The sequence below is a fragment of the Sphingopyxis sp. genome, from assembly GCF_016704835.1.
Lineage (GTDB): Bacteria > Pseudomonadota > Alphaproteobacteria > Sphingomonadales > Sphingomonadaceae > Sphingopyxis.
The window spans coordinates 37,477-61,007 of sequence record NZ_JADIZJ010000009.1; the positions used below are offsets into that span (position 1 = coordinate 37,477).

General features: G+C 64.3%; 27 protein-coding genes and 1 pseudogene. 19 read left to right on the forward strand and 9 right to left on the reverse strand.

What is annotated here, in order from left to right:
- The first annotated feature begins 52 nt into the window (after positions 1–52).
- The 14 genes and pseudogenes from IPF76_RS13340 to IPF76_RS13405 all read left to right on the forward strand — a co-directional run bounded on the left by IPF76_RS13340 (position 53) and on the right by IPF76_RS13405 (position 9,583).
- The gene (locus tag IPF76_RS13340) at positions 53–745 is read left to right on the forward strand and encodes an SDR family oxidoreductase (protein WP_293844856.1); all 693 of its coding nucleotides are present in this window, start codon (positions 53–55) and stop codon (positions 743–745) included.
- Between the two features lie 12 nt (positions 746–757).
- Entirely contained in the window at positions 758–1,216 is a 459-nt protein-coding gene (locus IPF76_RS13345; RefSeq protein ID WP_293844859.1) for an SRPBCC family protein, read from the forward strand.
- A complete protein-coding gene (locus IPF76_RS13350) occupies positions 1,213–1,593 on the forward strand; it encodes a nuclear transport factor 2 family protein (RefSeq protein WP_293844862.1) in 381 nt (126 codons plus the stop codon). The genes IPF76_RS13345 and IPF76_RS13350 overlap by 4 nt, the downstream gene beginning before the upstream one ends.
- Positions 1,583–2,362, forward strand: a complete 780-nt coding sequence (locus IPF76_RS13355; protein ID WP_293844865.1) for an SDR family NAD(P)-dependent oxidoreductase — start codon at positions 1,583–1,585, stop codon at positions 2,360–2,362. The genes IPF76_RS13350 and IPF76_RS13355 overlap by 11 nt, the downstream gene beginning before the upstream one ends.
- A gap of 80 nt (positions 2,363–2,442) precedes the next feature.
- A pseudogene (locus IPF76_RS20865) lies at positions 2,443–2,622 on the forward strand (hypothetical protein); the annotation flags it as partial.
- Between the two features lie 202 nt (positions 2,623–2,824).
- Positions 2,825–3,361, forward strand: coding sequence for a nuclear transport factor 2 family protein (locus IPF76_RS13365; RefSeq protein WP_293844870.1), 537 nt, complete (start codon positions 2,825–2,827; stop codon positions 3,359–3,361).
- Entirely contained in the window at positions 3,361–3,558 is a 198-nt protein-coding gene (locus tag IPF76_RS13370; protein WP_293844872.1) for a 2-hydroxymuconate tautomerase family protein, read from the forward strand. The genes IPF76_RS13365 and IPF76_RS13370 overlap by 1 nt, the downstream gene beginning before the upstream one ends.
- Positions 3,555–4,454: a fumarylacetoacetate hydrolase family protein gene (locus tag IPF76_RS13375; protein WP_293844874.1), complete on the forward strand. Its 900-nt coding sequence runs from the start codon at positions 3,555–3,557 to the stop codon at positions 4,452–4,454. Before IPF76_RS13370 ends, IPF76_RS13375 begins: the two co-directional genes overlap by 4 nt.
- 31 nt (positions 4,455–4,485) lie before the next feature.
- Complete coding sequence (locus IPF76_RS13380) at positions 4,486–5,247, forward strand: GntR family transcriptional regulator (protein ID WP_293844877.1); 762 nt, start codon at positions 4,486–4,488, stop codon at positions 5,245–5,247.
- Positions 5,244–6,746 carry a 2-hydroxymuconic semialdehyde dehydrogenase gene (locus IPF76_RS13385; RefSeq protein WP_293844880.1) on the forward strand — a complete coding sequence of 501 codons (1,503 nt, stop codon included), beginning with the start codon at positions 5,244–5,246 and terminating at the stop codon, positions 6,744–6,746. The genes IPF76_RS13380 and IPF76_RS13385 overlap by 4 nt, the downstream gene beginning before the upstream one ends.
- Before the next feature lie 15 nt (positions 6,747–6,761).
- On the forward strand, positions 6,762–7,271 hold the full coding sequence (locus tag IPF76_RS13390; protein ID WP_293844883.1) for a VOC family protein: 510 nt from the start codon (positions 6,762–6,764) through the stop codon (positions 7,269–7,271).
- A gap of 7 nt (positions 7,272–7,278) precedes the next feature.
- The gene (locus tag IPF76_RS13395) at positions 7,279–8,154 is read left to right on the forward strand and encodes a VOC family protein (RefSeq protein WP_293844886.1); all 876 of its coding nucleotides are present in this window, start codon (positions 7,279–7,281) and stop codon (positions 8,152–8,154) included.
- Positions 8,147–8,815 carry a class II aldolase/adducin family protein gene (locus tag IPF76_RS13400; RefSeq protein ID WP_293844889.1) on the forward strand — a complete coding sequence of 223 codons (669 nt, stop codon included), beginning with the start codon at positions 8,147–8,149 and terminating at the stop codon, positions 8,813–8,815. Before IPF76_RS13395 ends, IPF76_RS13400 begins: the two co-directional genes overlap by 8 nt.
- Positions 8,816–8,827: 12 nt before the next feature.
- Positions 8,828–9,583 (forward strand): fumarylacetoacetate hydrolase family protein, encoded by a 756-nt coding sequence (locus IPF76_RS13405; protein ID WP_293844891.1) that lies wholly within the window; start codon positions 8,828–8,830, stop codon positions 9,581–9,583.
- 372 nt (positions 9,584–9,955) lie between these two features.
- On the opposite strand, the gene IPF76_RS13410 is transcribed toward IPF76_RS13405, so the two are convergent.
- Genes IPF76_RS13410 through IPF76_RS13425 form a run of 4 tightly spaced genes read right to left on the reverse strand, consistent with a single transcriptional unit; the run spans position 9,956 to position 13,483 of the window.
- A complete protein-coding gene (locus IPF76_RS13410; protein ID WP_293844894.1) occupies positions 9,956–10,702 on the reverse strand; it encodes an SDR family oxidoreductase in 747 nt (248 codons plus the stop codon).
- A gap of 15 nt (positions 10,703–10,717) precedes the next feature.
- Entirely contained in the window at positions 10,718–11,740 is a 1,023-nt protein-coding gene (dmpG, locus tag IPF76_RS13415) for a 4-hydroxy-2-oxovalerate aldolase (RefSeq protein ID WP_293844897.1), read from the reverse strand.
- A complete protein-coding gene (locus IPF76_RS13420; protein ID WP_293844899.1) occupies positions 11,737–12,693 on the reverse strand; it encodes an acetaldehyde dehydrogenase (acetylating) in 957 nt (318 codons plus the stop codon). Before IPF76_RS13420 ends, dmpG begins: the two co-directional genes overlap by 4 nt.
- Positions 12,694–12,697: 4 nt before the next feature.
- Positions 12,698–13,483 carry a fumarylacetoacetate hydrolase family protein gene (locus IPF76_RS13425; RefSeq protein ID WP_293845038.1) on the reverse strand — a complete coding sequence of 262 codons (786 nt, stop codon included), beginning with the start codon at positions 13,481–13,483 and terminating at the stop codon, positions 12,698–12,700.
- 79 nt (positions 13,484–13,562) lie between these two features.
- On the opposite strand from IPF76_RS13425, the gene IPF76_RS13430 reads away from it, so the two are divergent.
- Positions 13,563–14,309 (forward strand): IclR family transcriptional regulator, encoded by a 747-nt coding sequence (locus IPF76_RS13430; protein ID WP_293844901.1) that lies wholly within the window; start codon positions 13,563–13,565, stop codon positions 14,307–14,309.
- Here the strand turns inward: IPF76_RS13430 and IPF76_RS13435 are convergent.
- The 5 genes from IPF76_RS13435 to IPF76_RS13455 all read right to left on the reverse strand — a co-directional run bounded on the left by IPF76_RS13435 (position 14,290) and on the right by IPF76_RS13455 (position 19,845).
- Complete coding sequence (locus IPF76_RS13435) at positions 14,290–14,784, reverse strand: luciferase family protein (protein WP_293844910.1); 495 nt, start codon at positions 14,782–14,784, stop codon at positions 14,290–14,292. The genes IPF76_RS13430 and IPF76_RS13435 overlap by 20 nt on opposite strands.
- A gap of 129 nt (positions 14,785–14,913) precedes the next feature.
- Entirely contained in the window at positions 14,914–17,148 is a 2,235-nt protein-coding gene (locus tag IPF76_RS13440) for a TonB-dependent receptor (protein WP_293844912.1), read from the reverse strand.
- 96 nt (positions 17,149–17,244) lie between these two features.
- On the reverse strand, positions 17,245–18,738 hold the full coding sequence (locus IPF76_RS13445) for an NAD(P)/FAD-dependent oxidoreductase (RefSeq protein ID WP_293844915.1): 1,494 nt from the start codon (positions 18,736–18,738) through the stop codon (positions 17,245–17,247).
- 98 nt (positions 18,739–18,836) lie between these two features.
- On the reverse strand, positions 18,837–19,070 hold the full coding sequence (locus tag IPF76_RS13450) for a hypothetical protein (protein ID WP_293844917.1): 234 nt from the start codon (positions 19,068–19,070) through the stop codon (positions 18,837–18,839).
- A gap of 139 nt (positions 19,071–19,209) precedes the next feature.
- Positions 19,210–19,845, reverse strand: coding sequence for a GntR family transcriptional regulator (locus IPF76_RS13455; RefSeq protein ID WP_293844920.1), 636 nt, complete (start codon positions 19,843–19,845; stop codon positions 19,210–19,212).
- Between the two features lie 227 nt (positions 19,846–20,072).
- Here IPF76_RS13455 and IPF76_RS13460 point away from each other — a divergent pair, with 227 nt between their 5' ends.
- From IPF76_RS13460 to IPF76_RS13475, 4 genes are read left to right on the forward strand one after another with little or no spacing between them, the layout of a single operon-like run.
- Complete coding sequence (locus IPF76_RS13460; RefSeq protein ID WP_293844923.1) at positions 20,073–20,957, forward strand: alpha/beta fold hydrolase; 885 nt, start codon at positions 20,073–20,075, stop codon at positions 20,955–20,957.
- Between the two features lie 15 nt (positions 20,958–20,972).
- Complete coding sequence (locus tag IPF76_RS13465) at positions 20,973–21,914, forward strand: 3-carboxyethylcatechol 2,3-dioxygenase (protein ID WP_293844926.1); 942 nt, start codon at positions 20,973–20,975, stop codon at positions 21,912–21,914.
- A 14-nt stretch (positions 21,915–21,928) separates the two neighbouring features.
- Positions 21,929–22,528 (forward strand): NAD(P)H:quinone oxidoreductase, encoded by a 600-nt coding sequence (gene wrbA, locus IPF76_RS13470; RefSeq protein WP_293844929.1) that lies wholly within the window; start codon positions 21,929–21,931, stop codon positions 22,526–22,528.
- Between the two features lie 24 nt (positions 22,529–22,552).
- Positions 22,553–23,479 carry a VOC family protein gene (locus IPF76_RS13475; protein WP_293844931.1) on the forward strand — a complete coding sequence of 309 codons (927 nt, stop codon included), beginning with the start codon at positions 22,553–22,555 and terminating at the stop codon, positions 23,477–23,479.
- Positions 23,480–23,531: the final 52 nt, after the last annotated feature.

Genomic DNA, 23,531 nt, shown 5'->3' on the forward strand with positions numbered 1-23,531 from the left:
AGGTAGTGATCGTAACCGGCGCGGCGGCGGGATCGGCCATGATGCCAGCCTGGTGCTGGCGCGGGCCGGAGCGCGGCTCGTTCTGACAGATGTTGCCGCCGAAGGGGGCGAAGCGGCGGCACAGGCGGTGCGCGGCGAAGGTGGCGACGCCATTTTCGTCGCGGCCGATCTGGCAAATGAAAGCGATATCGCAAGTCTCGTCGATAAGGCGGTCGCCCATTACGGCCGGCTCGACGGCGCCTTCAACAACGCCGGCGTCGAACAGCGGAACAAACCGCTCGACGAACTCACGTTGGACGAGTGGAACCGTGCGATTGCCATCGACCTGACCGCGGTGTTCCTGTGCATCAAATATCAGGTGCGCGCGATGCTCGCCTCGGGCGGCGGTGCGATCGTCAACACCGCTTCTTCCCTCGGGCAGGTGGCGATCCCGGGAGCCAGCGAATATGTGGCGGCGAAACATGGCGTCGTCGGCCTGACGCGCGCGGCAGGTGCCGACTATGGCGCACGCGGAGTGCGCGTGAACGCCGTGCTGCCTGGCATTATCGAGACTCCGATGATCGCCAGGCTATCGTCCGACCCCGATTTTTCCGCGATGTTCGACACGCTACGCGCGCGCCATCCGATCGGCCGCTTCGGTGCGCCTTCGGAGATAGGCGAAGCCGTTGCCTGGCTGCTTTCCGACGCCGCATCGTTCATGAATGGCGCCGCCGTCGCCGTCGACGGCGGCTATCTGTCGATCTGAAAGGACATATGCATGTACACCCTCTCTCATAGCATCGCCGTCAACCCGCCGGGCGCCGAACCCCGGCTGACCAGCGAGCAGGTGTGGCGCGGCCTTGAAATGAAGGCCGAAAACGCAATGCCTTTCGTCGACGGCATGACGCAGTGCGACGTCGACAGCCACGACGGCAATGTCATCACGCGCACGATCACCTTTCGCGGCACCCAGCACCGCGAGCGCATCACGCTATTCGCTCCGGTTAAAGTGCAGTTCGAGCGGCTCGACGGCACCGGCTGGATCGACAATGTCATCAGCGAGTCCGACGGCGGCCTGCTACTGACCTTCACCTTCGGCGTCACCTTCCCCGGCATCGCAGAGGATACCCACGAAGAGCAGGCGCAGGGCGACAATATGCGTGGAGCCTATACCGGCGCGGTTGCCGCGACCGTCAATCGCGTGCGGCAGATGGTTCGGGACGGCGAGCTCGCATGAGCGGTCCCGCACGTACCGAAGACGACTGGGCGGGATCATTTTTCCGTGACGCGGACCGGCTCGAGCTACCGCTGTTGATGCGCTGGTTCGGGCCCGAAATCGATTTGCGCCTCGCCAATGTCCCACCGATCGTGGGACGCGAGGCCGTCGAGGCGACGTTCGCCGAATTCTGGTCGGGGGTCAAAGGCATGCGCCACAGGCGCGAGCAACTCGTCACCGACGGCGACAGCGCCTTCCAGGGCAGCCAGGTTACCTACACGCGTCTCGACGGGCGCGAGGTCACGATGCCCGTCGCCAGCCATTTGCGCCGCGACGCTGCCGGCACGCTCGACCGGCTGTGGATCTACATCGATTTGGGGCCGCTTTATGCCGACTGACAATCCGATCACGACACGCCTCAAGGGCAAGGTCTGCATCGTCACCGGCGCGGGCGGCAGCATCGGCCGCGCCGCGTGCCTACGCCTCGCGAGCGAAGGCGCGCATGTCGTTGGCACCGACCTGATCGCGGCGGGCGCCGAGGAGACCCACGCGCAAGTGACGGCGGCGGGCGGATCTATCATCTCGGTCCATCCCGCCGACCTGACCGATCGCGCCGCGTGCGACCGCGTCGTCGTGGCCGCGGTCGAGGCGTTCGGGGGCGTCGATATGCTCTTCAACAATGGCGCCATGGCCTATTTCGCGTGGATCGAGGACATGGACGCCGCGACCTGGAGCAAAACGCTCAACGAGGAGCTCGATATCGTCTTCCACATGACGCAGGCGGCGTGGGAAGAGCTGAAGAAGCGCAAAGGCAATATCGTCAACACCGCCTCGCTGTCGGCCTGGGCCGGGATCGAGCGGCTGCCCGGTCTCGCCCACGCGGCGGCGAAAGGCGGCGTGCTCGCGATGACGCGCCACCTCGCGATGGAGGGCCGCCTCCATGGCGTCCGCGCCAACAGCGTGTCGCCCGGCACGATCGAGACCAACCAGACGCGCTTCATCCTCGAAGACCCCGAATGGTGCCGCGTCCAACTGGGCCGCGCGATGATGAACCGCATGGGGCAGCCTGAGGAAGTCGCGAATGTCGTCGCCTTCCTCGCGAGTGACGACGCTTCCTACGTGACGGGCGCCGACATCGCGGTCGATGGCGGCGTGCGGGCCTGGTGAGAGGAGAGACGATGAAAAACGCTTGGGTGCTCGAACGTTTTGCGGCCGTCGACCGCAAGGACATCGACGGGTTCATCGACATGCTGTCGCACGACCATCAGTTCATCTTTGGCGCTCGCCCTCCGGTCGTCGGCAAGGACGACGCGCGGACCGTCGTCAATCACTTCTGGACGATGATCGGGCGACTGCGCCACAATATCTGGCGCGTGCGCGAAGCGGGCGACATCGTCTATGTCGAGGCGCTGATCGAATATGAGCGGCTCGACGGCAAGGTCGTGCTTGTCCCCTGCTGCGACGTCGTGCGCCACAACGGCCGCGAACTGGTCGAGCAGCGCGCCTATCTCGACCAGGCAGCGATCTTCGCCGACCTGTCGAGCGGCGAGCATAGCTACAAGGACCATTGGATCGACGACATCCCCGCCCGCGCGCTGCGCTCGGCCTCGCCCCCCAATCGGAGCTGCCATGATGGATATCGAAGCCGAGATGCGCCGACTGCTCGACGCGGAAGCGGTGAAGAAGATCATCCTGCGCTTCGGGCGCTCGCTCGATCTTGGCGACTGGCCGGGTTATCGCAGCTGCTTCACCGACCGGCTGCTCGTCGATTTCGAGCGGCTCACCGGGAGTCCGCGCATCCTCGTCGAGGCTGACGAATGGACGCGCTTCGCCGATCTGATCCTGACTCCGGTGCGGCGCCATCACAGCTATTTCAACTTCCATATCGACGTCGATGGCGATGCCGCGTCCGCCGTCTGGTATTTCACCGCGCGCCACTGGAAGGCGACCGACATGGGGGCGTCGGTCTATAACCAGCACGGCTGGTACGACGGCCATTTTGTACGCGAGAGCGGCGTCTGGAAGATGGCGTATGTCAAGCACGACTTCCAGTGGGTCGAAGGCAATAACGCGCTGTTCGACATGGCCGAGCCCGCGCTCGCAGCCCAGATGGGACGCATCTTCACCCCCGAGAATGTCGCCGCCGGCGCGGGGGTGAGCATCTGATGCCGATCATCAACGCCGCGATTCTCGCCGGCCGCACCGCAGACCAAAAGCGCGCGCTGATCCGCGAACTCGCCGAAGGCGCGCAGCGCGCGCTCGGCGTGCGCGAAGAGGCGGTCCGCGTCATCATCACCGAAGTCGCGCCCGACCATTGGGGCGTCGGCACGCGCAGCAAGGCCGATCTGGAAGGACAAGCATGACGAGCCTCTACCGCCTCGCCGTTATCCGGACCGCCGACGGTCCGCTCGCGGTCGCCGAACGGGACGGCCGTATGGCGCCGCTGCACCCGCTGCTCGGTGACGCCCAACCGCTGCGCGACCTCGGCCCGCTCCTCGCCGACTGGCCGACGAGCTCCGCGCGGCTCGACGCTGCGATCGACGCGAGCGGCGCCGTCTTCGCGCAGGCGGCCATCGACGCCGCGAGCGCCGATTTCGCCCTGCCCTTCGCCCATCCGGGCGCGCTGATGTGCATCGGCGCCAATTATCACGACCACATCGCCGAAATGCCGATGCCAATGACGCCAGAATATCCCTATGCCTTCGTCAAGCCGACCCACAATACACTGAGCGCCAGCGGTGACGGGGTCGAAGCGCCGAAGGGCGTCGAAATGATGGATTGGGAAGCCGAGCTCGGTGCCGTGATCGGCACCGCTGCCAAGCATGTCAGCGAAGACGACGCGCTCGCGCATGTCGCCGGCTATATCAATTTCAACGACCTGTCGGCACGCGACTGGGTCGCCTCGCGGCCGCCGATCGGCGTCGATTGGGTGCGGCACAAGGCCCACGACGGCTTTGCCCCGATCGGTCCCTATTTTGTGCCGGCGCGCTTCATCGCCGACCCGCAGGATCTCCCCGTTCGGCTCAGTGTCAACGGCCTGATCAAGCAGGACAGCAACACCGGTCAGATGATCTATGGCCTGAAGGCGATCATCCGGCATCTTTCGTCGATCATGACGCTGCAACCCGGCGACATCATCGCGACTGGCACCCCCGCAGGGGTCGGACATGGCCGCAAACCACCTGAGTATCTGAAGCCCGGCGACGAAGTCCGCATGGAAATCGGCCCGCTTGGCGAACTTGTCACGCCTATCATATGATGGGGGCTTCATCCTTCCCCCGAGGAACATCATGACACAACCGCTTGCCGACATTCTGAAACCCATCGACCGCGAAGCCGACGGCGCGGGCCGTCGCACGGCAATGGACGTGTACGACATGTTGCAATCCTCCATCCTCGACGGCACCTTGAAGCCGGGAACCATCGTGTCGCAGGTCGCGATCGCCGAAGCGCTGAAGGTCAGTCGCACACCGGTGCGCGAAGCGATGCGTATGCTGCAGGAAGGCGGTCTGCTGACCGGCGAACCCAATTATCGCAGCCGCGTTGTGGAATTCGACCCGGTCGATATCGAAGCCTTATATGCCAAGCGCATCGTGCTTGAGGCGCTGGGCGTCGCGATGACTGTCAAACGGCTTGAAGCGCACGGCCCGGACGAGCTTGAGACGCTCGTGCGCGCCCTTGAAAGCCCCGAAGCCCATGAGGATTTCGGCGAATGGCAGCGCCTCCACCGCCAGTTCCACCGCCATATCGTCGCCGGGGCGGGGGCAACGATGATCGCTGACCTCGAACAGCTCGAAAAGCGCAGCGAGCGCTATCAGTCGGCTTACAAGGGCGCGCATCTGCCCGGCTGGTGGCAGCGCGGCGAGGCGGAGCACCGCGAATTGTTCGAAGCGATGGCGAATGGCGATGCCGCGCAGGCAGGCGAGCTTGCGGCGCGCCACCTCGCGCGCACCGCGCTCGAACTGCTCGCCGCGCTCGCCCCCGAATATGATTCCAGCCGCGTCCGCGACAGCCTGCGCTTCGCGACCGCCGGAGCCAAAGGACTGACATGACTGAAATCGCCGTCCCCGAACGACAGGCCCAGGAAGCTGCAGCGCTGCGCCATCTGCGCAATTTCGTCGGCAATCGTTTCGTCGCAGGCGGGACGCCCTTTCCCGTGATCGACCCGGCAACCGGCCGACAGCACGCGACGGCGTGGGAAGCGGATGCCGCAATCGTCGATGCCGCCGTCGCCGCCGCGCGCGCCGCGCTCGAAGGTCCGTGGGGCACGATGACACTGGCCAAGCGCCGCGCGCTGCTGATGAAGGTCGCCGACGGGATCGAGGCCCGGTTCGACGAGTTTCTGGCGGCGGAGATCGCCGATACCGGCAAACCGCACGGCCTGGCCTCCCATCTCGACATTCCGCGCGGCGCTGCCAATTTCCGCGTCTTTGCCGACGTCGTCGCCGCGTTGCCGAGCGAGAGCTTCGAATTCGACACCCCGGACGGCGGCAAGGCGATCAACTATGCCATACGCCGCCCGCTTGGGGTTGTCGCCGTGGTCAGCCCGTGGAATCTCCCGCTCCTGCTGATGACCTGGAAGGTCGCGCCTGCCCTTGCTTGCGGCAACGCCGTGGTCGTCAAACCTTCGGAAGAAACCCCCTCGACGGCGACGTTGCTCGGCGAAGTGATGGCCGACGCGGGTGTGCCCGAGGGTGTCTATAATGTCGTCCACGGCTTCGGCCCCGGCTCGGCAGGCGAATTGCTCGTCGCGCATCCCGGCGTCCGGGCGATCACCTTCACCGGCGAGACACGCACCGGCAGCGCGATCATGAAAAATGCCGCACCTTACGTGAAAGCGCTGTCTTTCGAACTCGGCGGCAAGAATGCCGCGCTCGTATTTGCCGACGCCGATATCGACGCCGCGGTTGCCGGCCTGTCGCGCGCGGTGTTCCTCAACACAGGCCAGGTGTGCCTCGCGCCTGAGCGCATCTATGTCGAGCGCAGCGTGCTCGATGCCTTCGTGGCGGGAATGAAGGCGAACGCCGAGGCGCTGAAGCCCGGCCTGCCGAATGATCCAGGGGTCGATTTCGGCCCGCTGATCTCGGCCGAACATCAACGCAAGGTGCTGGACTATTACCGCGTCGCCCAAGAGGAAGGTGCGCGCGTCGTCACCGGCGGCGGCGTCCCGACACTTGCCGGCGATGCCGCCAGCGGCTTCTTCGTCGAACCGACGTTGTGGACCGGCCTGCCGCACAGCGCGCGCGTGTGCCGCGAGGAAATCTTCGGCCCCTGCGCCGCGATCATCGCTTTCGACACCGAAGCCGAGGCGGTCCGGCTCGCCAATGACTCGCCCTATGGCCTCGCCGCCTCGGTGTGGACGCGCGACCTGTCGCGCGGCCACCGCGTCGCGGCGGCGATGGAGGTCGGGATCGCCTGGGTCAACAGCTGGTTCCTGCGCGACCTGCGCACCCCGTTCGGCGGCGCCAAGCTATCGGGAATCGGCCGCGAAGGCGGTGCGCATTCGATAAATTTCTATTCCGAACCCACCAATATCTGCATCAAATTATAATCGAGGAGAGGCACAATGGCCGAGGCAGCAGCGGACGCAAGAACCGGGGTCAAGGGTGCCCTCAAGACGCGCTTCTATTCGCACGCGACGCTCGAATGTTTCGACATTGCCAAGACGCGCGCCTTCTTCGAAGATTTTCTCGGGTTCGATACCGTCCAGATGGCGGATGTGTCTTTCTGGGCCCGGATGGGCGGCGACCAGGTGATCGTCGTCGTCAAGAGCCCGACCGGCCGCAAGACCGATATGCCCTTTCTCAACCACAATGGCCTCGACGTCGCCACTGATGCCGAGGTCGACGCCGCTTGGGAAATCGTCAAGCGCGACCAGGAAAAATGGGGTATCCAGAAAGTCACCAAGCCGATGGTCCAGCACGGCACCTATTGCTTCTATCTGACCGATCTTGACGGCAATATCTGGGAGATTCTCTCGAACCCCGAAGGCGGCTACAGCTGGGGTTTCGAACGCGGCGACCAGACCGGCAAGGGCCATATGGCGCGTGATTACGACCGGCCGGCGACGGCTTGATATCATCATGGGCGCCGACCTTCACGATATTCGCTATGTTCGCATCGGATGCGACGATCTCGACACCAGCGTCCGCTTCGCGACCGAAGTCCTCGGCCTCGAGCTGATGGAGCGCGACGCCGGCTCCGCCTATCTGCGCGGTGACGATCGCGACCATAATATCTGCTACACCAAGGGGCGCGAAAGCGGCCAGGTCACCGGCTGGGAAACATCCAGCATGTCCGAGCTCGACCGGGCGGCGGCCGACCTGGAAGCGGCAGGGGTCGACGTGCGCGCCGGTACCAGCGACGAGCGCGACCAGCGCCGCGTCCGCGGTCTGATCGTTGCGCGCGATCCCACGGGCAATGTCATGGACATCGTCGCGCGTCCCAACGCGAGCGGTCGGCGCTATTTCCCTTCGCGCGACGCCGGAATCAGCCATTTCAGCCATGTTGGATTGCACTCGATCGACGCGCGCGCCGACGAAGCCTTTTGGGTCGCCCATATGGGCGCGAAGGTCAGCGACTGGATCGGCGATGCAGCGCTGATCCGGATCAACGAGATCCATCACAATGTCGCGCTGTTCCCGTCGACCCGCGCCGGCATCCAGCACGTCAATTTCCAGGTGGGGTCGCAGGATGACATCATGCGCAGCTTCTATTTCTTGCAGCAGCAGAATGTGAAGATCGTCTTTGGCCCGGGCCGCCATCCGACCTCGGGCGCGCGCTTCCTCTATTTCCAAGGACCCGACGACATCATCTATGAATATAGCTGCGGCGTCCGCTCGATCACTGCAGAGGACGAGGCGACCTATGTCCCCCGCTCCTTTCCCTTTGAACCCAGCAGTTTTTGCATGTGGGGCTCAAAGCCCGATATTCCCGAATTCGACACGGCGCGTGGCTGATCCCGCCCTGGCGGTGCGGCTGGCGGGCCGCGCATTGGCCCGCCACGGGCTCTCCCATGCCTACGGCCATGTATCGACGCGCCTGTCGCCGACCCACTTCCTGGTCAGCGCCGCGCAGCCGCTCGGCACGCTGGCGGTCGGACAGCCCGGCGTCGAGGTACCGCTCGACGGCGACCTGCCCCCCGGCGCGTTGCCGGAAGTTCGCATCCACCGCGAAATCTATCGCAGGCGCTTGGACGTCGGCGCCATCTGCCGGTTCCAGTCGCCGGCCGTGATCGCTCTGTCGGCGCTCGGCGAAACGCCGCGCGTGCGCCATGGGCTTGGTGCCTATTTCGCGCCGCAGCCGCCGCTCTGGCCCGGTGTCACGCTTGTCCGCGACGATGAAAGCGCTCGGGCGGTTGCGACGATGATGGGCAGTTTCGCCGCGATCGTCCTGTCGGGCAATGGCGCGGTTACTGCTGGGCCGTCGGTAGAGGATGCCGCTGCACTTGCTTTCTTCCTCGAGGATGCCGCGCGGATCGAACTCGCGCTGCTCACCGCGACCGCAGCGGGCCGCAGCGCGCGAATATACCTCCGAGGAAGTCGCCGCCCGCGCTGTCCGCGCCGGGGGGCTCTTCGAACGCATGTGGCACCATCTTTGCCACGGCGACCCCGAATTTGACGGAGACAGGCCATGAATATCGCCGCCATCGCCGAACGGCTCGACACCGCGATGTGCGACGCGCGGGCCGTGCCGCAGCTGCCAGAGCCGCTCAGTCTCGATCAGGCCTATGCGGTGCAGGCCGCATCGCTTGCCCGCCGCTACGCGCGCGGTGAGCGCCGCGTCGGCATCAAGATGGGCTTTACCAGCCTCGCCAAGATGGAGCAGATGGGCATCAGCGAGGTGATCTGGGGTCGGCTGACCGATGCGATGCAGGTGACCGACGGCGCATCGGTGCCGCTCGACCGTTTCGTTCATCCCCGCATCGAGCCCGAGATCGCTTTCCTGCTCGCGGCCGACCTGCCAGGAGACATCAGCGAGGCCCAAGCCTATGCCGCGCTGGCCGGCGTCGCCCCCGCGCTCGAGCTTATCGACAGCCGTTACGAGAATTTCCGCTTTTCGCTCTCCGACGTCGTCGCCGACAACAGCAGCTCGTCGGCGTTCGTCGTCGGCCCGTGGCACGCCCCCTTTCCCGATCTGGCCGACCTGGACTTCACCATGGCGATCGGCGGCGAGCCGAAACAGGTGGGATCGAGCGCGGCGATTCTCGGCGACCCGATCCGCTCGCTCGTCCGCGCCGCGCGTCTCGCCGCAGCAGCGGGCGAACCGCTGCAAGCGGGCGATGTCGTGATGGCGGGCGGCGCGACCGCGGCGGAAGCGCTCCGCCGCGGCGACCACGTCGTGCTTGAGGTCGCGCGGCTGGGGAGCGTGTCGGTGGCGATCGACTAGGCCGAAAGCTACCATCCGCGCGCTTCGTCCCTGTTGGCGATGCCGCGCGGCCCGTCTTGGCGCCGAACCGGCGCATTTGCATTGTCAGCAGCGTCGATCCCGCGACAGTCGCAATCGGGTCCTCGGCGGCGTAGATTGCGCTGGTCGCCGCGCGGAGCCGGTCCGATATGCCTTGCGACTGGACGCTGCTGGCGCGAGGGTCGACGAGCATGCGAACGACCCGAACTTCGCGCGCAAAGCGCGAACGGCGCAGTTCAAGTCGCCGAAAAGATCGTCAAGATCGGCGGGTGACCGGCAGCCCTTCGCGACGACTTTGACGATTCCTTCTCCATCGGTCGCGATCGAAAAGGAGTTCGCCACCTGATCCTTTCGTCAAAAGCTGCCGGGATAGAGCCCGCCGTCCATCAGGATATTCTGTCCCGTGAGATAGCCGGAATGGCGGCTGCATAGGAACGCGCACATGGCGCCCATTTCGGCGGGATCGCCGACGCGCCCGGCGACGGCATTGCCGGTGAGATGTTTGGTGATGTCCTTCGAGTTGCGAAGGCGCCCGGTGTCGAACGGTCCGGGAAGCAGGTTGTTGATCGTTACGCCCTTGCCGGAATATTGCGGCACGAGGCCGAAAACAAAGTTGGTAAGCGCAGCACGCGTCGCGTTCGACAGACCGATCACCGGGATCGGAACGCGGACCGCCGATGAGGTGATATTGACGATCCGCCCAAAGCCGCGCGCCGCCATGTCATCGGCGGTGAGCTTGATCAGCTCGACCGCCGCCAGGAGATTTTGGTCGATCGCCGCGATCCACGTCTCGCGGTCCCAGTCGCGAAAGTCACCCGGCGGCGGGCCGCCCGCATTGTTGACAAGGATGTCGACCTCGCCCGCCGCTGCAACGAGCGCCGAACGTACGGCGGGTTCGGTCACGCTGCCGACGACGGCGGTGACCGCCACGTCAGGCGCATGCTGGCGAATGTCCGCGGCAGCCTCTTCAAGCGTTTGTGCCGTGCGCGCATTGATGACCACGTTGACGCCCTCGCCCGCGAGCGCCTTCGCGCAGGCGCGCCCCAGCCCGCTGCTGGCGGCGCACACGATCGCGGTGCGTCCCTTGATCCCCAAATCCATCTCGTATCTCCCGCCCTATTTTTTCAGCATGTCGAGCGCGACGTCGGTGATCATGTCTTCCTGCCCCCCGACCATTTTTCGCCGCCCTAGCTCGACGAGGATAGCGCGCGTGTCGAGTCCATGGTCGGCGGCGGCCTTTTCCGCATGGCGCAGAAAGCTGGAATATACGCCGGCGTAGCCGAGGGTGAGCGTCTCGCGATCGACGCGCACGGGGCGATCCTGCAACGGTCGGACCAGGTCTTCTGCAGCGTCCATCAGCGCATAGAGGTCGCAGCCATGATTCCACCCATGCACATCGGCGGCGGCGATGAACACTTCGAGCGGGGCGTTGCCTGCCCCTGCCCCCATCCCGGCCAGCGACGCATCGACGCGCACCGCGCCGTTCTGGACCGCGACGATGCTGTTCGCGACGCCGAGGCTGAGGTTGTGGTGCGCATGCACTCCGCGCTGCGTCTCGGGCTTGAGGATCCGGTCATAGGCCTGCAAACGCGCCGCATATTGATCCATCGTCATCGCGCCGCCGCTGTCGGTGACATAGACGCAATGCGCGCCATAGGTCTCCATCAGCAGCGCCTGCTGCGCGAGCGCGTCGGGCGCCGACATATGGCTCATCATCAGGAACCCCGACACGTCCATGCCAAGACCACGCGCGGCCTCGATATGCTGCTTCGACACATCGGCCTCGGTGCAATGCGTGGCGATCCGCACCGAGCGCACGCCAAGGTCATAGGCGTGTTTCAGATCGTGGACGGTGCCGATGCCCGGCAGCAGCAAGGTGGTGAGGATGCTGTGCTCGAGCACCTCAGCCACCGCCCCGATCCACTCCCAGTCGGTGTGGGCGCCAAAGCCGTAGTTGAAGCTCGATCCCTGCAATCCGTCGCCATGCGCAACCTCGATCGCATCGACCTTCGCCTTGTCGAGCGCCTTCGCGATCGCCCGCACATGATCGAGGCCATATTGATGGCGGATCGCGTGCATGCCGTCGCGCAGCGTCACGTCCTGGATATAGAGCTTGGTCGTAGCCGGGTCGAGGCTCATGCGGCCGCTCCTGCGTACATGCGGGCTGCAATCTTCTCGGCGGTCTTCAGCGCCGCCGAGGTCATGATGTCGAGATTGCCAGCATAGGCGGGCAGATAATGCGCGTCGCCCTCGACCTCGAGGAACACGCTGACCTTGAGCCCCGTAAAGCTGCCGCCCATTTCGGGAATGCGCAGCGGCGCGTTGCTACCGATGCTTTCGAACTGCACTGCCTGCTTGAGGCGGTATCCGGGGACATAAGTCTGCACCTCGGCGACCATCGCCTCGATGCTTTGCCGGATCGCCTCGCGGTCGCCGTCGTCGCAGAGGCAATAGACGGTATCGCGCATGATCAGCGGCGGTTCGGCCGGGTTGAGCACGATGATCGCCTTGCCGCGGGTGGCGCCCCCCACCTTGACGATCGCCTCGCTCGTCGTCTCGGTAAACTCGTCGATGTTGGCGCGCGTGCCCGGCCCCGCGCTCTTCGAGGCGATCGAGGCGACGATCTCGCCATAATGAACCTTCGCAACGCGGTTCACCGCGGCGACGATCGGGATCGTCGCCTGCCCGCCGCAGGTGACCATATTGACGTTCGGCGCGTCCAGATGCGCATCGCCGTTCACTGGCGGGATCGTATAGGGACCGATCGCCGCCGGCGTCAGATCGATGACGCGCTTGCCATGCGCGATCAGCACTTCGCTGTGGCGCTGGTGCGCGCCCGCCGAGGTCGCGTCGAAGACGATCGCAATATCGGCAAAGCCCGGCAGCGCGACCAGTCCGTCCAGGCCATCTGATGTGATCGGCACCCCCATCCGCTCGGCGCGCTTCAGCCCGTCGCTCTCGGGATCGATGCCGACGAAGGCGCCCATTTCGAGCACCTTGGACAGGCGCATGATCTTAATCATCAGGTCGGTGCCGATGTTGCCCGAACCGATGATCGCGACCTTTGTCTTGCCATCGGGGGTCTTCGCCATCGGATCAGCCCTCGCCATAAGTGAAGCTGCATGCGCCGATCCCGGCGATGCGCACATCGACATGATCGCCCGGCGTCAACGCAACCATCGGCCCGAGCGCGCCCGCGAGCAGGACGTCGCCGGCCTTCAGCGGTTCGCCGCGCGCCGCCAGCGTCTGCGCCAGCCAGGCGGCCGCATTGAGCGGATTGCCGAGCGCCGCGGCGCCGATCCCCGTTGAGACGACCGCACCATTGAATTTCATCTCCATCGCGGCACCTTCCAGATCCAGGCCAGCAAGCGAGAGACCCGTTTGCGAGAGGACGAAGAAGGCCGACGAGCCATTGTCGGCCACCGTATCGGCAAAGCTGATCTTCCAGTCGGTGATACGGCTATCGACGATCTCGATTGCCGCGTGCACGCTGGCGACTGCCGCCGCGACCTGCTCGACCGTTGTCGCGGGATCGGGCAAATCGGCGCCGAGGACGAAAGCTATCTCAGCTTCGGCCTTGGGCTGCAAAGTCCTTGCCGGATCGAGCGCACCACCATCGGCGATACGCATGTCGTCGAACAGCACCCCGAAGTCGGGCTGATCGACGCCAAGCTGCGTCTGCACCGCTTTTGCGGTGAGCCCCGCCTTGCGGCCGACAATACGGCGACCCGCCGCCACCCAGTAGCGCGTGTTGATCGTTTGCACCGCATAGGCGCCGTCAGCGTCGGTGGGATCGAGCCCGTCGCGGAGCGGGGGCACCGCCCCGGCAGCGTAAGCGGCGCGCAAGCGAAGCGCGAGATCGTCGTGGCTGGTCTTGGTCATCATATTATCTCCCAATGCCGACACCTTAGGCACTCACCCTTTGACGCGGAAGCGGCTGCAACCTACAAATGCTCATAATATGAGCAGTTCTAACATGTCAGGAGCGCAGTCCGCTACCCGCGCGCTGGCGCTCCTCGAAGCGGTCACGCTAGACGGCGGTCGTTCGTCGGCGAACGAGATCGTCGTCGGAATGGGTTTGGCACCAGCGACCGGGCGGCGGCTGATCGCGTTGCTGGTCGAGCGGGGACTGCTGATGCGAATTTCGCGCGGACGCTATGCGGGTGGCGACCGACTGCGCCAACTCGCCTCGCGCGTCAGCCCGCATGCGCGGCTTATCGAAGCCGCGCGGCCCTTGCTGCGCCGATTGGCGCAGGCCGAGCGGGCCACCGCTTATCTGGGGGTGTTCGAGGGCGAGATGGTGACCTATCTGGTCAAGGAAGGGGTGCAGGCAGGCTTTACGCGCGAGCAAAACCAGTTGGAAGCCTATTGCACCGGCATCGGCAAGATGTTGCTGGCGCATCTCACCGAAACGCGGCTCGACGCCTATCTGGCGGCTCCCTTGGTGCCGCTTACCGAACGCACGATTACCGATCCGGTGGCGATGCGGGCAGAACTCGACGCGACTAGAGCGCGCGGTTACGCAATCGACAATCGGGAAATGGCCGACGATCTTGGCTGCGTTGCGGTGCCGCTCCATAAGCTTCGCGGCAGTGATTATGCTGTCTCGCTGTCCGGGCCACCGACGCGGTTCCATCCCGAAAATGCGCCTGAAATCGCAGCGAAACTCCAACAGGCGGCGCGGCAAATCAGCCAGCGTCTGGGCTAGCGACGGCGCAGGCGTTCGCCCAGCTCGCTTTAACAAGCGAGGCAATGACGCCCACCTCCGCGACATCGCGCGGCGCATAGAGCATCACGGTATCGGGTGACACCGTCGGCTGTCCCGCCAGCGGATGGGGTTCGGCCCAGCCGGCGTCGATCGCGGCGGTCCGGAGAGGCTCGGCGAGGATGGCGTGCAGGCTTCCGTCATCCTCGACGTGCACATGCGCAAATTCGCGGCCCAGCAGAAAGGCTTGCTCTCCCGCGCAACAATGCGCGGCCTCGATGTACAGGCCAATGGTACCCGGCGGTGCGCGGCGACTGGCGCCGAGCTCGACATGCGGCAGGTCGGCGAGCCGCGACATCAGCATCGCGGACATCGCGCACCGATCGCTGGCGAGCTGGTCGATCTGGCTATGCGGCGCGCAATCGGTCGTTTGCGGCCGCGGGCCATGGCGTCTCGGGACGGGAATCGGATCCGGCACGCTCTACTCCCATCGCAAGGCGGACCGGACCGGGCGAAACCGCCCGGTCCGGTCCGCCAGCCGGCCAAGCCAACGGCGCCGCGATTGCGGCAACCGCCGTACTTCCCCCACTATCTACCACCATCAGGCTTAGAACGCATAATCAACCCGAACCCCGACCGTCCGCGGCTTCGTGTAAGCGGTGGTCGGGCTCACGCCGATGAATCCCGGGGTCAGATAGATGTTGTTGCGTTCGACATTGTCTTCGAGGTTGGTGACATAGGCGGTGAAGCGCAGCCCGACGTCATCGAGGCGATAGGTCGCCGTGAGGTCGGTCTTGGTGTTCGCCTCGACGCGGTCGATATTGCGGTTATTGAATTCGCGCAGGAAGAAATCGCTGTGAAAGTTGCTGTTGGCGGCCAGCGTCAGCGTCCCCGCCCCCAGCGTCGTTTCATATTGCAGCCCGAGATTGACCGTGTGTTTCGAAACGAAGGGCAGACGGTTACCCGACAGATCGAGCGCCGGTCCCGGCCCAGCGAGCGGGTCGCGGTTGACATATTCGTCGAAGGTCGCGTCGATATAGGAATAGCCCGCGGTAAACAGGAAGCCCGGCGTTAGCTCCCACTGCGTATCGAGTTCGACGCCCCAGATCGTGCTCGCCGCTGCATTGGTGGTGAACTGACCCGGGGTGACGCCATCGGCGGCGACGCCGAGCGTGGTCAGCTGCAGATCGGTATAATCATAGTAGAAGGCATCGACGTTGATCCGCGCCGTCCGGTCGAAAAGATCGGACTTGATTCCCGCTTCATAGGCCGTGATCGTCTCGGGATTATAGGGCCGTCCGTCGGACGACAGGTTGAACCCGCCGGCCTTGTAGCCGTTCGATACACTGGCATAGGCAAAGACATCGGGTGTCACATCATATTCCAGACCGACCTTCCACGTCACCTTGTCGAATTTCACATCGGCCGGGAATTGGGCATTGGGGAGATCGGGCGGGAAAGGTTGACCGAAATTGCCGAGGGTGATCTTGCGACCGTCCTTCTTGTCTTCAGTGTAGCGAATGCCCCCGGTCACTCGGAAGGCATCGGACAGCGCATAGGTCAGCGATGCGAAACCCGCGATCGTCGAACTGTTGCCAAACTCGTCGAGCAGGAAGTCGGGCAGGCTGATGATCCCGCCCGGTGTCAGCCCCTTGAGCCGCACGCGGCGCTGGATGTAGGTTTCTTCGTCGAAATAATAGCCGCCGAGGATCCAGCTGAACGGACCGTCCCCGGTCGATGACAGGCGCGCTTCGACGCTCGTCGCCTTATTGTCCTGCGTCTTGTTGAAGATCGACACATCGACTGGCGAACCGTCAAAATCCTGCTGGTTGCTGGTGTCCTGCCACATGCGGCCGACCTGGAGATAGGCCTCCACCCCTCCAAAATCCTTGCGCAGCCGCGCGAAGGCCAGCTTGGTCTCGACATTGAGGAAGGCGGGCGCGTCGATGTCGGTGACCAGCGGATCCGCAATTAGCGGTGGCAGCGTGCGCAGCAGCGCCTGCGTCGGCGGCGGCCCACCGATGTTGCGGGTCAGAAACTGGTTGGCGGTGCCGCTGCCCTTCAGCTTCGAATAAAGGCCGTAAAGGAGCAACTCGACGCTATCGAGATCGCCGACCTTGATCTGGCCGCGCACCGTGAGATCCCCTTTCGACCCGTAAAGATCGGGGCCGCTCAGATTCTTCACATAACCATCTTCCTCGGTATAGACCGCCGAGATTCGTGCCGCGGCGACATCGCCGAGCGGCGCGTTGAGCCAGCCGCGCACCTCCCAGAGATTACGCGAGCCATAGCTCGCCCCGACCTCGCCTTCGATACCGCGCGTCGTCGGCTCGTTGGAAATGACGTTGATGACGCCGCCGGTGGCATTGCGGCCGTAAAGCGTTCCCTGGGGTCCGCGCAGCACTTCGACGCGGTTGACGTCGTAGAAGACTGCGCTGCCACCGGCTGGGCGCGAGAGGTAGAAATTGTCCTGATAGAAGGCGACGCCATTGTCGGTGATCGAGCTGGTCCCCTGGATCCCGATCCCGCGCAGCGTGATCTTCACCCCGTCCTGCTCCTGGCCAACGCGAAGGTTCGGCACGTAGCTTTGTAGATTCGAGACATCGTCGATCCCGCGCTCTTCCATCGCGCCGCCACCGATCGCCGAGATGGCGAGCGGCGTATCCTGCAACGATGCCTCGCGCTTGTTGGCGGTGACGATGATTTCCTCGATGCCATAGCTGGTGTCGCTCGCCGCCGCGGCCTCATCAGCCACGGTTCCGTCCTGTGCAGACACGGGTGCCGCGAGGCTCACCGCCAACGCAAACAGGCTGGCAGACACGGTCTTTGCAATTTTGGTCATTATTCCTCTCCCTTGGTCGGCCTTCTGCGAGCCATTTGATAAATACTAGCATACAAGTTTTTGACGGACGCGCGGACGCGCGGACGCCGCGGCCGTTCAGGCAGCGTCGCTGGCGCGTGGTGTCACCACCGTGTCGCGCTGCATGTCCTGCTGTCGCCAGTGGGCGATAACCCGCTCATATTCGAGCGGTCCGCCGCCATAGGTGCCGCCGACATAGGTCGGCTTGTCGCTGAACTGGCCCTCGTTGTTGAGAAAGCCCGGCGTACATTCCTCGTAGAAATGCTGGTGATCGACATGCTTGGCTTCGAGTTCCGCATGCCAACGTTCTTCTGCCTCTCGTGTGACTTCGCAGCTGTGGACGTCGTCGGCGAGACAGCCTGCGATGATCGCCACTGCATGCTCGGCCTGCATGAGCAAAGTATGCGTGAAGTTGAACGCGGTGGTGCCTTGCGACGTCCCGCCGACGATATGGAAATTGGGAAAGCCGCTGAACTGGGTGCCGTGAAGGCTGCGAAGTTCGCCGTCCCATTTCTGGTCGAGCGTGATGCCGCCGCGCCCGGTCACGCGGTATTCGCCGACCTTGTGCGGCGCCGCGCCGACGTCGAAACCCGTCGCCAGCACGATGCAATCCACGGCGATATGCTCGCCATTCGCGACGACGCCGTCCGCGGTAATGCGCTCGACGCCGCCGCCGTCGGTGTCGATCAGTTCGACATTGGGCTGGTTGAAAACCTTCAGAAATTCGTCGCTGAACAGCGGGCGTTTGCAGAGGAAGTTATACCAGGGCTTCAGCTTCTCGGCGAGCGCCGGATCGCTGATCTCAGCCGCGACCCGCGCGCGGATCGCTTCCATCTTTTCATAATCGGACTGTTGCATGGCGGCATGCGGATCGGCAGCGGCGCCCTCGCCCTTCGCCTGATGCATCAGTTCGCCGAAGCGGAGCCAGAGATCGCCCCAGCGGTCGCCGACGAGATTCTCGGCGACCGGGCGCCCTGAGACGACTTCGAGAAAATTTTCCATCCGCTTGCGCTGCCACCCCGGCGCCTGGCTCGAAAACCAGGCTTTATCTGCGGGGCTGTTTTCGCGGACGTCGATCGCCGAGGGCGTACGCTGGATAACGTATAGCTTCTCGGCGTGTTCGGCGAGCTTGGGGACGATCTGCACCGCGGTGGCGCCGGTACCAATCACCGCCACCCGCTTGTCGGCAAGCTTGGTCAATCCCCCCGCCGACGATCCGCCGGTATAATCATAGTCCCAGCGTGCCGAGTGGAACATCCGGCCCTTGAAGTCGCGTATGCCTGATATGCCGGGCAATTTGACCTTCGCGAGGGGTCCCTGACTGACACAAACGAAGCGCGCGAGGATGCGGTCTCCCCGATTTGTGGCGACCGACCAAAGGCCCGCGACATCGTCCCAGCGCATGTCATCGACTTTCGTCTGGAACAGCGATCTTTCGTAGAGGCCGAAATGCCGACCGATGGCTTTGGCATGCTCGAAGATTTCGGCGCCCGTCGCGTAGCGCTCCATCGGCACGGTGCCGACTTCCTCGATGAGCGGCATGTAGATGGCGGCCTCGATGTCGCAGCGCACGCCCGGATAGCGGTTCCAATACCACGTGCCGCCGAAGTCCCCCGCCTGCTCGACCAGCAGGAACGATCCAATGCCGGCGCGAACCAGTTCGGCACCGGTCAGAAGGCCCCGAAACCGCCTCCGACGATCAGCACGTCAACGCGGCGCTCGACCGGCTCGCGCGTATAACCGGGTTCAACATAGGGATCGGCGACGAAATCCGAAAATTCGCCGCGCGCCTCGATATACTGCGCCTCGCCGTCGCCGCGCAGGCGCTTGTCGCGCTCTGCAAGATAGCGCCGACGCAGCGCCTCCGCGTCAAACGACTGCGGTGCTGCTTCATGCGTCGACATATCGATCCTCTCCAAACTGCTGCCAAGGTTACCCGGCGACGGACCTTCGCGATCGCGGCACGTCGTTTTCGATTCGCGCCGCGTTGTCGAACAGTTCTAGTCGCAAGCTAGCTTACATGCAAGTATGTTAGATGGGATTTCAGCGCAGACCCTTCGAGACCCAATGTGCGATATCGGCAATATGCGCCTCTGCCAGCGTGCGCGCCCGCGACGGCGATTTGGCGGCAATCGCCTCGATAATGTCGTCATGTTCCTTGGCCGCGTCGCCCATGAAGCTGGGGAAGCCGACCGACTGATTGATGAAAAAATCGGACATGTTGAAATTGCTCGCGGCCCGTTCGTCGACGAAGGGCGACTGCGCCATATCGTGGATGAGCTGATGGAAACGGCGATTGAGCAAAGTATATTCGGAGCCATGCTCGCCCGAGGCAAAATCAATGCCCATGATCTGGTCCTGAAGCCGCCGAAGATCGCGCAGCTGCGCGTCGGTCCGCCGGGCGGCCGCCAGCTCGGCAAGTAGCCCCTCCATGCGCTCGAACATCAGGTAGAAATCGGCGATTTCTTCGCGGCCGGGATTGGCCACCGCGCAGCCGACCTGCGGAATGATCCGGACAAAGCCTTCAGCTTCGAGCCGATTGAGCGCCGCCATGATCGGCTGACGGCTCGCATCGGTATCAGCCGCAATCTCTTTTACCGAGAGACGTTGCCCGAAGCGATATTGCGCCGTGACGAGCCGGCTCACCAGCAACTCGTAAACCTCATCCTTCTTATTCACGCGAGACGCCTTTTCGATCGCTTGCATTCCAGAACGGAAGCGTGCGCCATAACGCGACATGGCAGCTCTACGCAATAATCTTCGCCAATTGGCTCCGAATGCGGGTTGCTGTTGCCGTTTATCGGGCATGCCGGCACCGTCGCTCCGCCCGTCCCCGATCAAACAGGCAGGGTTTACACGGTTCACTTACATGCTAGGATGCTTCGAATCAGAATTGGGAGACGATTATGTTCTTGTGGCCGGAAATCGCGTCGGGAACGATTCGGCTGGGCTATGTCCAGGCCGGGCCTGTGCGCACCCGCTATGTCGAGGCGGGCGACCCGTCGGCCGACGAGGCGGTCGTCTTCATCCCGGGGACCGGGGGGCATCTTGAGGCGTTCACGCGCAACCTGCTGCCCCATGCGGCGCATTTTCGCACGATCGCGCTCGACATGGTCGGCCATGGTTACAGCGACAAGCCCGACCATGATTATGAGATCCGCCACTATGTGCAGCATCTGCTCGATTTCTGCGACGCGCTCGGCCTGGCCCGCATCCATGTCCATGGCGAGTCGCTCGGCGGCTGGATCGCGGCTCAGTTCGCGATCGATCATCCCGAGCGAACCGCGTCGCTGACCCTCAACACCGCTGGCGGCCTCAACACCGACCCCAAAGTAATGGAGCGCGTCTATAACGTCACCATGAAAGCGGTCGCCGAGGCGAGCCCCGACACCGTCCGCGCCCGCCTCGAGTGGCTGATGAATGATCCGGCGCGGGTCACCGACGATCTCGTCGAACTTCGCCTCGCCATCTATTCCCAGCCCGGTTTCCTCCAGGCGATGAAGCATATCCTCTGCCTGCAGGACATGGACATCCGGATGCGCAACGTCCTCACCGACGAGAGCCTCACATCCATCGCGGCGCCCACGCTGGTGATCTGGACCGACCATGATCCCACGGCGCCCGTGGCCACCGGCGAGCGTTTCGTCGCGGCGATCCCGCGCGCCGAACCGCTCGTCGTGATGGAAGATTGCGCGCACTGGCCGCAGTGGGAAAAGGCCGATGCCTTCAACGCGCTGCATATCGAATTCCTGCTTCGTCACGCCGCGTCGCCGGCGAGCGCGGCCGCCTGAAAGCTCGTCCCGGCCATGACTGTTCGCCTTATCTGTGCATCGCACACCCCGTTGATGGACCATGTCGAGGCCGATCCGGCGATCGACGCCGAAGTCCGCTCGGCCTTCGCCCGCCTTGGCGATGAAGTTCGCGCTTTTGACCCCGAACTGGTGATCCAGTTCGCGCCCGACCATTTCAAGGGCTTCTTCTACGACATGCTCCCGCCGTTTACCGTCGGCATCCGTGCCGAGGCGATTGGCGACTATGACATCGGCAGCGGCTCCTTCGATGTACCCGAGGCGCTCGCGCTGGACTGCATCCGCGCGCTCCATGCCGACGACGTCGATGTCGCCATGTCCTACCGGATGCAGGCCGATCACGGCTTCGCGCAGCTTCTCGTGCTGCTCGGCGGGCGCATCGATGCCTGGCCGGTGCTCCCAATCCATGTGAACTGCGCCGGGCCGCCGCTGCCATCGATCCGCCAGGTGCAGCGCCTCGGAACCGCGGTGGGTCACTGGGCCGCAGGGCTGGGCAAACGCGTATTGATCCTGGGATCGGGCGGTCTTTCGCACGATCCGCCGATCCCGAATATCGCGACCGCGCCCCCGCCGGTCGCCGAAATGTTGATCGCGGGACGTAACCCGCCGATGGAAGCGCGGCGCGCGCGCGAAGAAGCCAATTATGAGACGGCGCGCAAGCTGGCGCGCGGTGAAGGCGTCGCGACGCCGCTCGCGCCCGACTGGGACCGGGCCTTCATGGCGCAAATGGCCGCCGGCGATTTCACGACAATCGCGGCGATGGGCGAAGCCGAACTGACCCGCCTCGCCGGCTGCGGGGGCCATGAAGTGCGCAACTGGGTGGCGGCCTATGCCGCCATGGCCGCGGCTGGCCCGTTCACGCCGCGCCATATACTCTACCATCCGATTCCGCAGTGGAATGCCGGAATGGGCATTGCCGCCGCCGAACCCGCTACCTGATCGAATGAATTTTTATGACCCGCGTGCTGATCCTCTATTACTCGAGCTATGGCCATATCGAAACCATGGCCGCCGCCGTCGCCGAAGGCGTCAACGCGGGCGGCGCCGAAGCAGTCGTCAAGCGTGTCCCCGAGACCGCGCCCGCCGAAGTGGCCGCAGCGGCGCATTTCAAGACCGATCAGGCCGCGCCGGTCTGCACCGTCGAAGAGCTTGTCGATTATGACGCGATCATCTTCGGTGTCCCGACCCGCTACGGCCGACTGCCTTCGCAGATGGCGGCCTTTCTCGACCAGACTGGCGGCCTGTGGGCGCGCGGCGCCCTTAACGGAAAAGTGGGCAGCGCGTTTGTTTCCACCGCCACCCAGCATGGCGGACAGGAAACCACGCTATTTTCGCTGATCACCAACATGCTTCATCTCGGCATGGTGGTGAGCGGACTGCCGTACAGCTTCCAGGGCCAGATGCGGCTCGACGAGATTACCGGCGCCTCACCTTATGGCGCGACGACGATCGCCGGGAGCAAGGGCGAGCGCCAGCCGTCGGACAATGAGCTGGACGGCGCGCGCCATCAAGGCGAACTGGTCGCAAAGCTTGCCGCCAAGTTGGCGGCCTGACGCGAGACCGACGGGAGAGACCAGATGATCACCTCGCTGCAATATGTCGCGCTCGGAATCCCCGACCTCAAGGTCGGCGTCGATTTCTATGACGCCTTCGGCCTCGCCGCGACCGAACGGCCTGACCATGTCGCGATGCGCTGTCCCGGCCGCGATCAGGACCAGATCGTCCTTGTCGAGACGGGGCAGAACCGGAAGCTGCATCATTTTTCGCTGGGGACCGACGATGCCGGCCTCGCAGCGATCGCGCAGCGCTTGCAGGCGAAAGGGATCGAGCAGCTCGACCCACCCTATGCCGGCGCGCCGGGCGGTATCTGGTTCCGCGATCCGGAGGGAACGCTGGTCAATGTTCAAGTCTGCGACCCTGCACCCTGGCAAGGTGTCGATGCCGCGCCCGCGATCAACCGCCCAGGCGTGATCGCACGCAGCGGTGACAAAGGCTGCCCGCCCTTCGGGCTGAGTCCACGCCCGCGCCGAATGGGCCATTTCATCCTGTTCGCGCGCAACGTGATCGCGCAATCCGCGTTTTATTGCGACACGCTGGGTTTCATCGTCAGCGACCGCATCACCGATGGATACGCTGCCTTCATGCGGCTGCCGGGCGACAGCGACCATCATGTGCTCGCCATGCTCAAATCGGACGCGCCGGGTTTCCACCATGCGAGCTTCGAGATGGCCAATATCGACGAAGCCGAAGTCGCCGCGGTACGCCTATACAACCAGGGCTATAAACATGCGTGGGGGCCGGGACGCCATGGGGTCGGTTCCAACTACTTCCATTATTTCCGCGATCCGTGGAATGGCATGGCCGAATATTTCTACGACATGGATTATATCCCCGCCTCGTTTCAGTGGGAGGCTAAGGAATGGACCAAGAAGGATGGCATGTTTCTGTGGTCTGCCGACGGGCCACCGCCACCAGACTGCGGCCGCAACTACGAGATCGATTAGTCCCGCGAAAGCCCGGCCGCGGCGGTAACCGTCCGCGGTCGTTCCAGGCGCC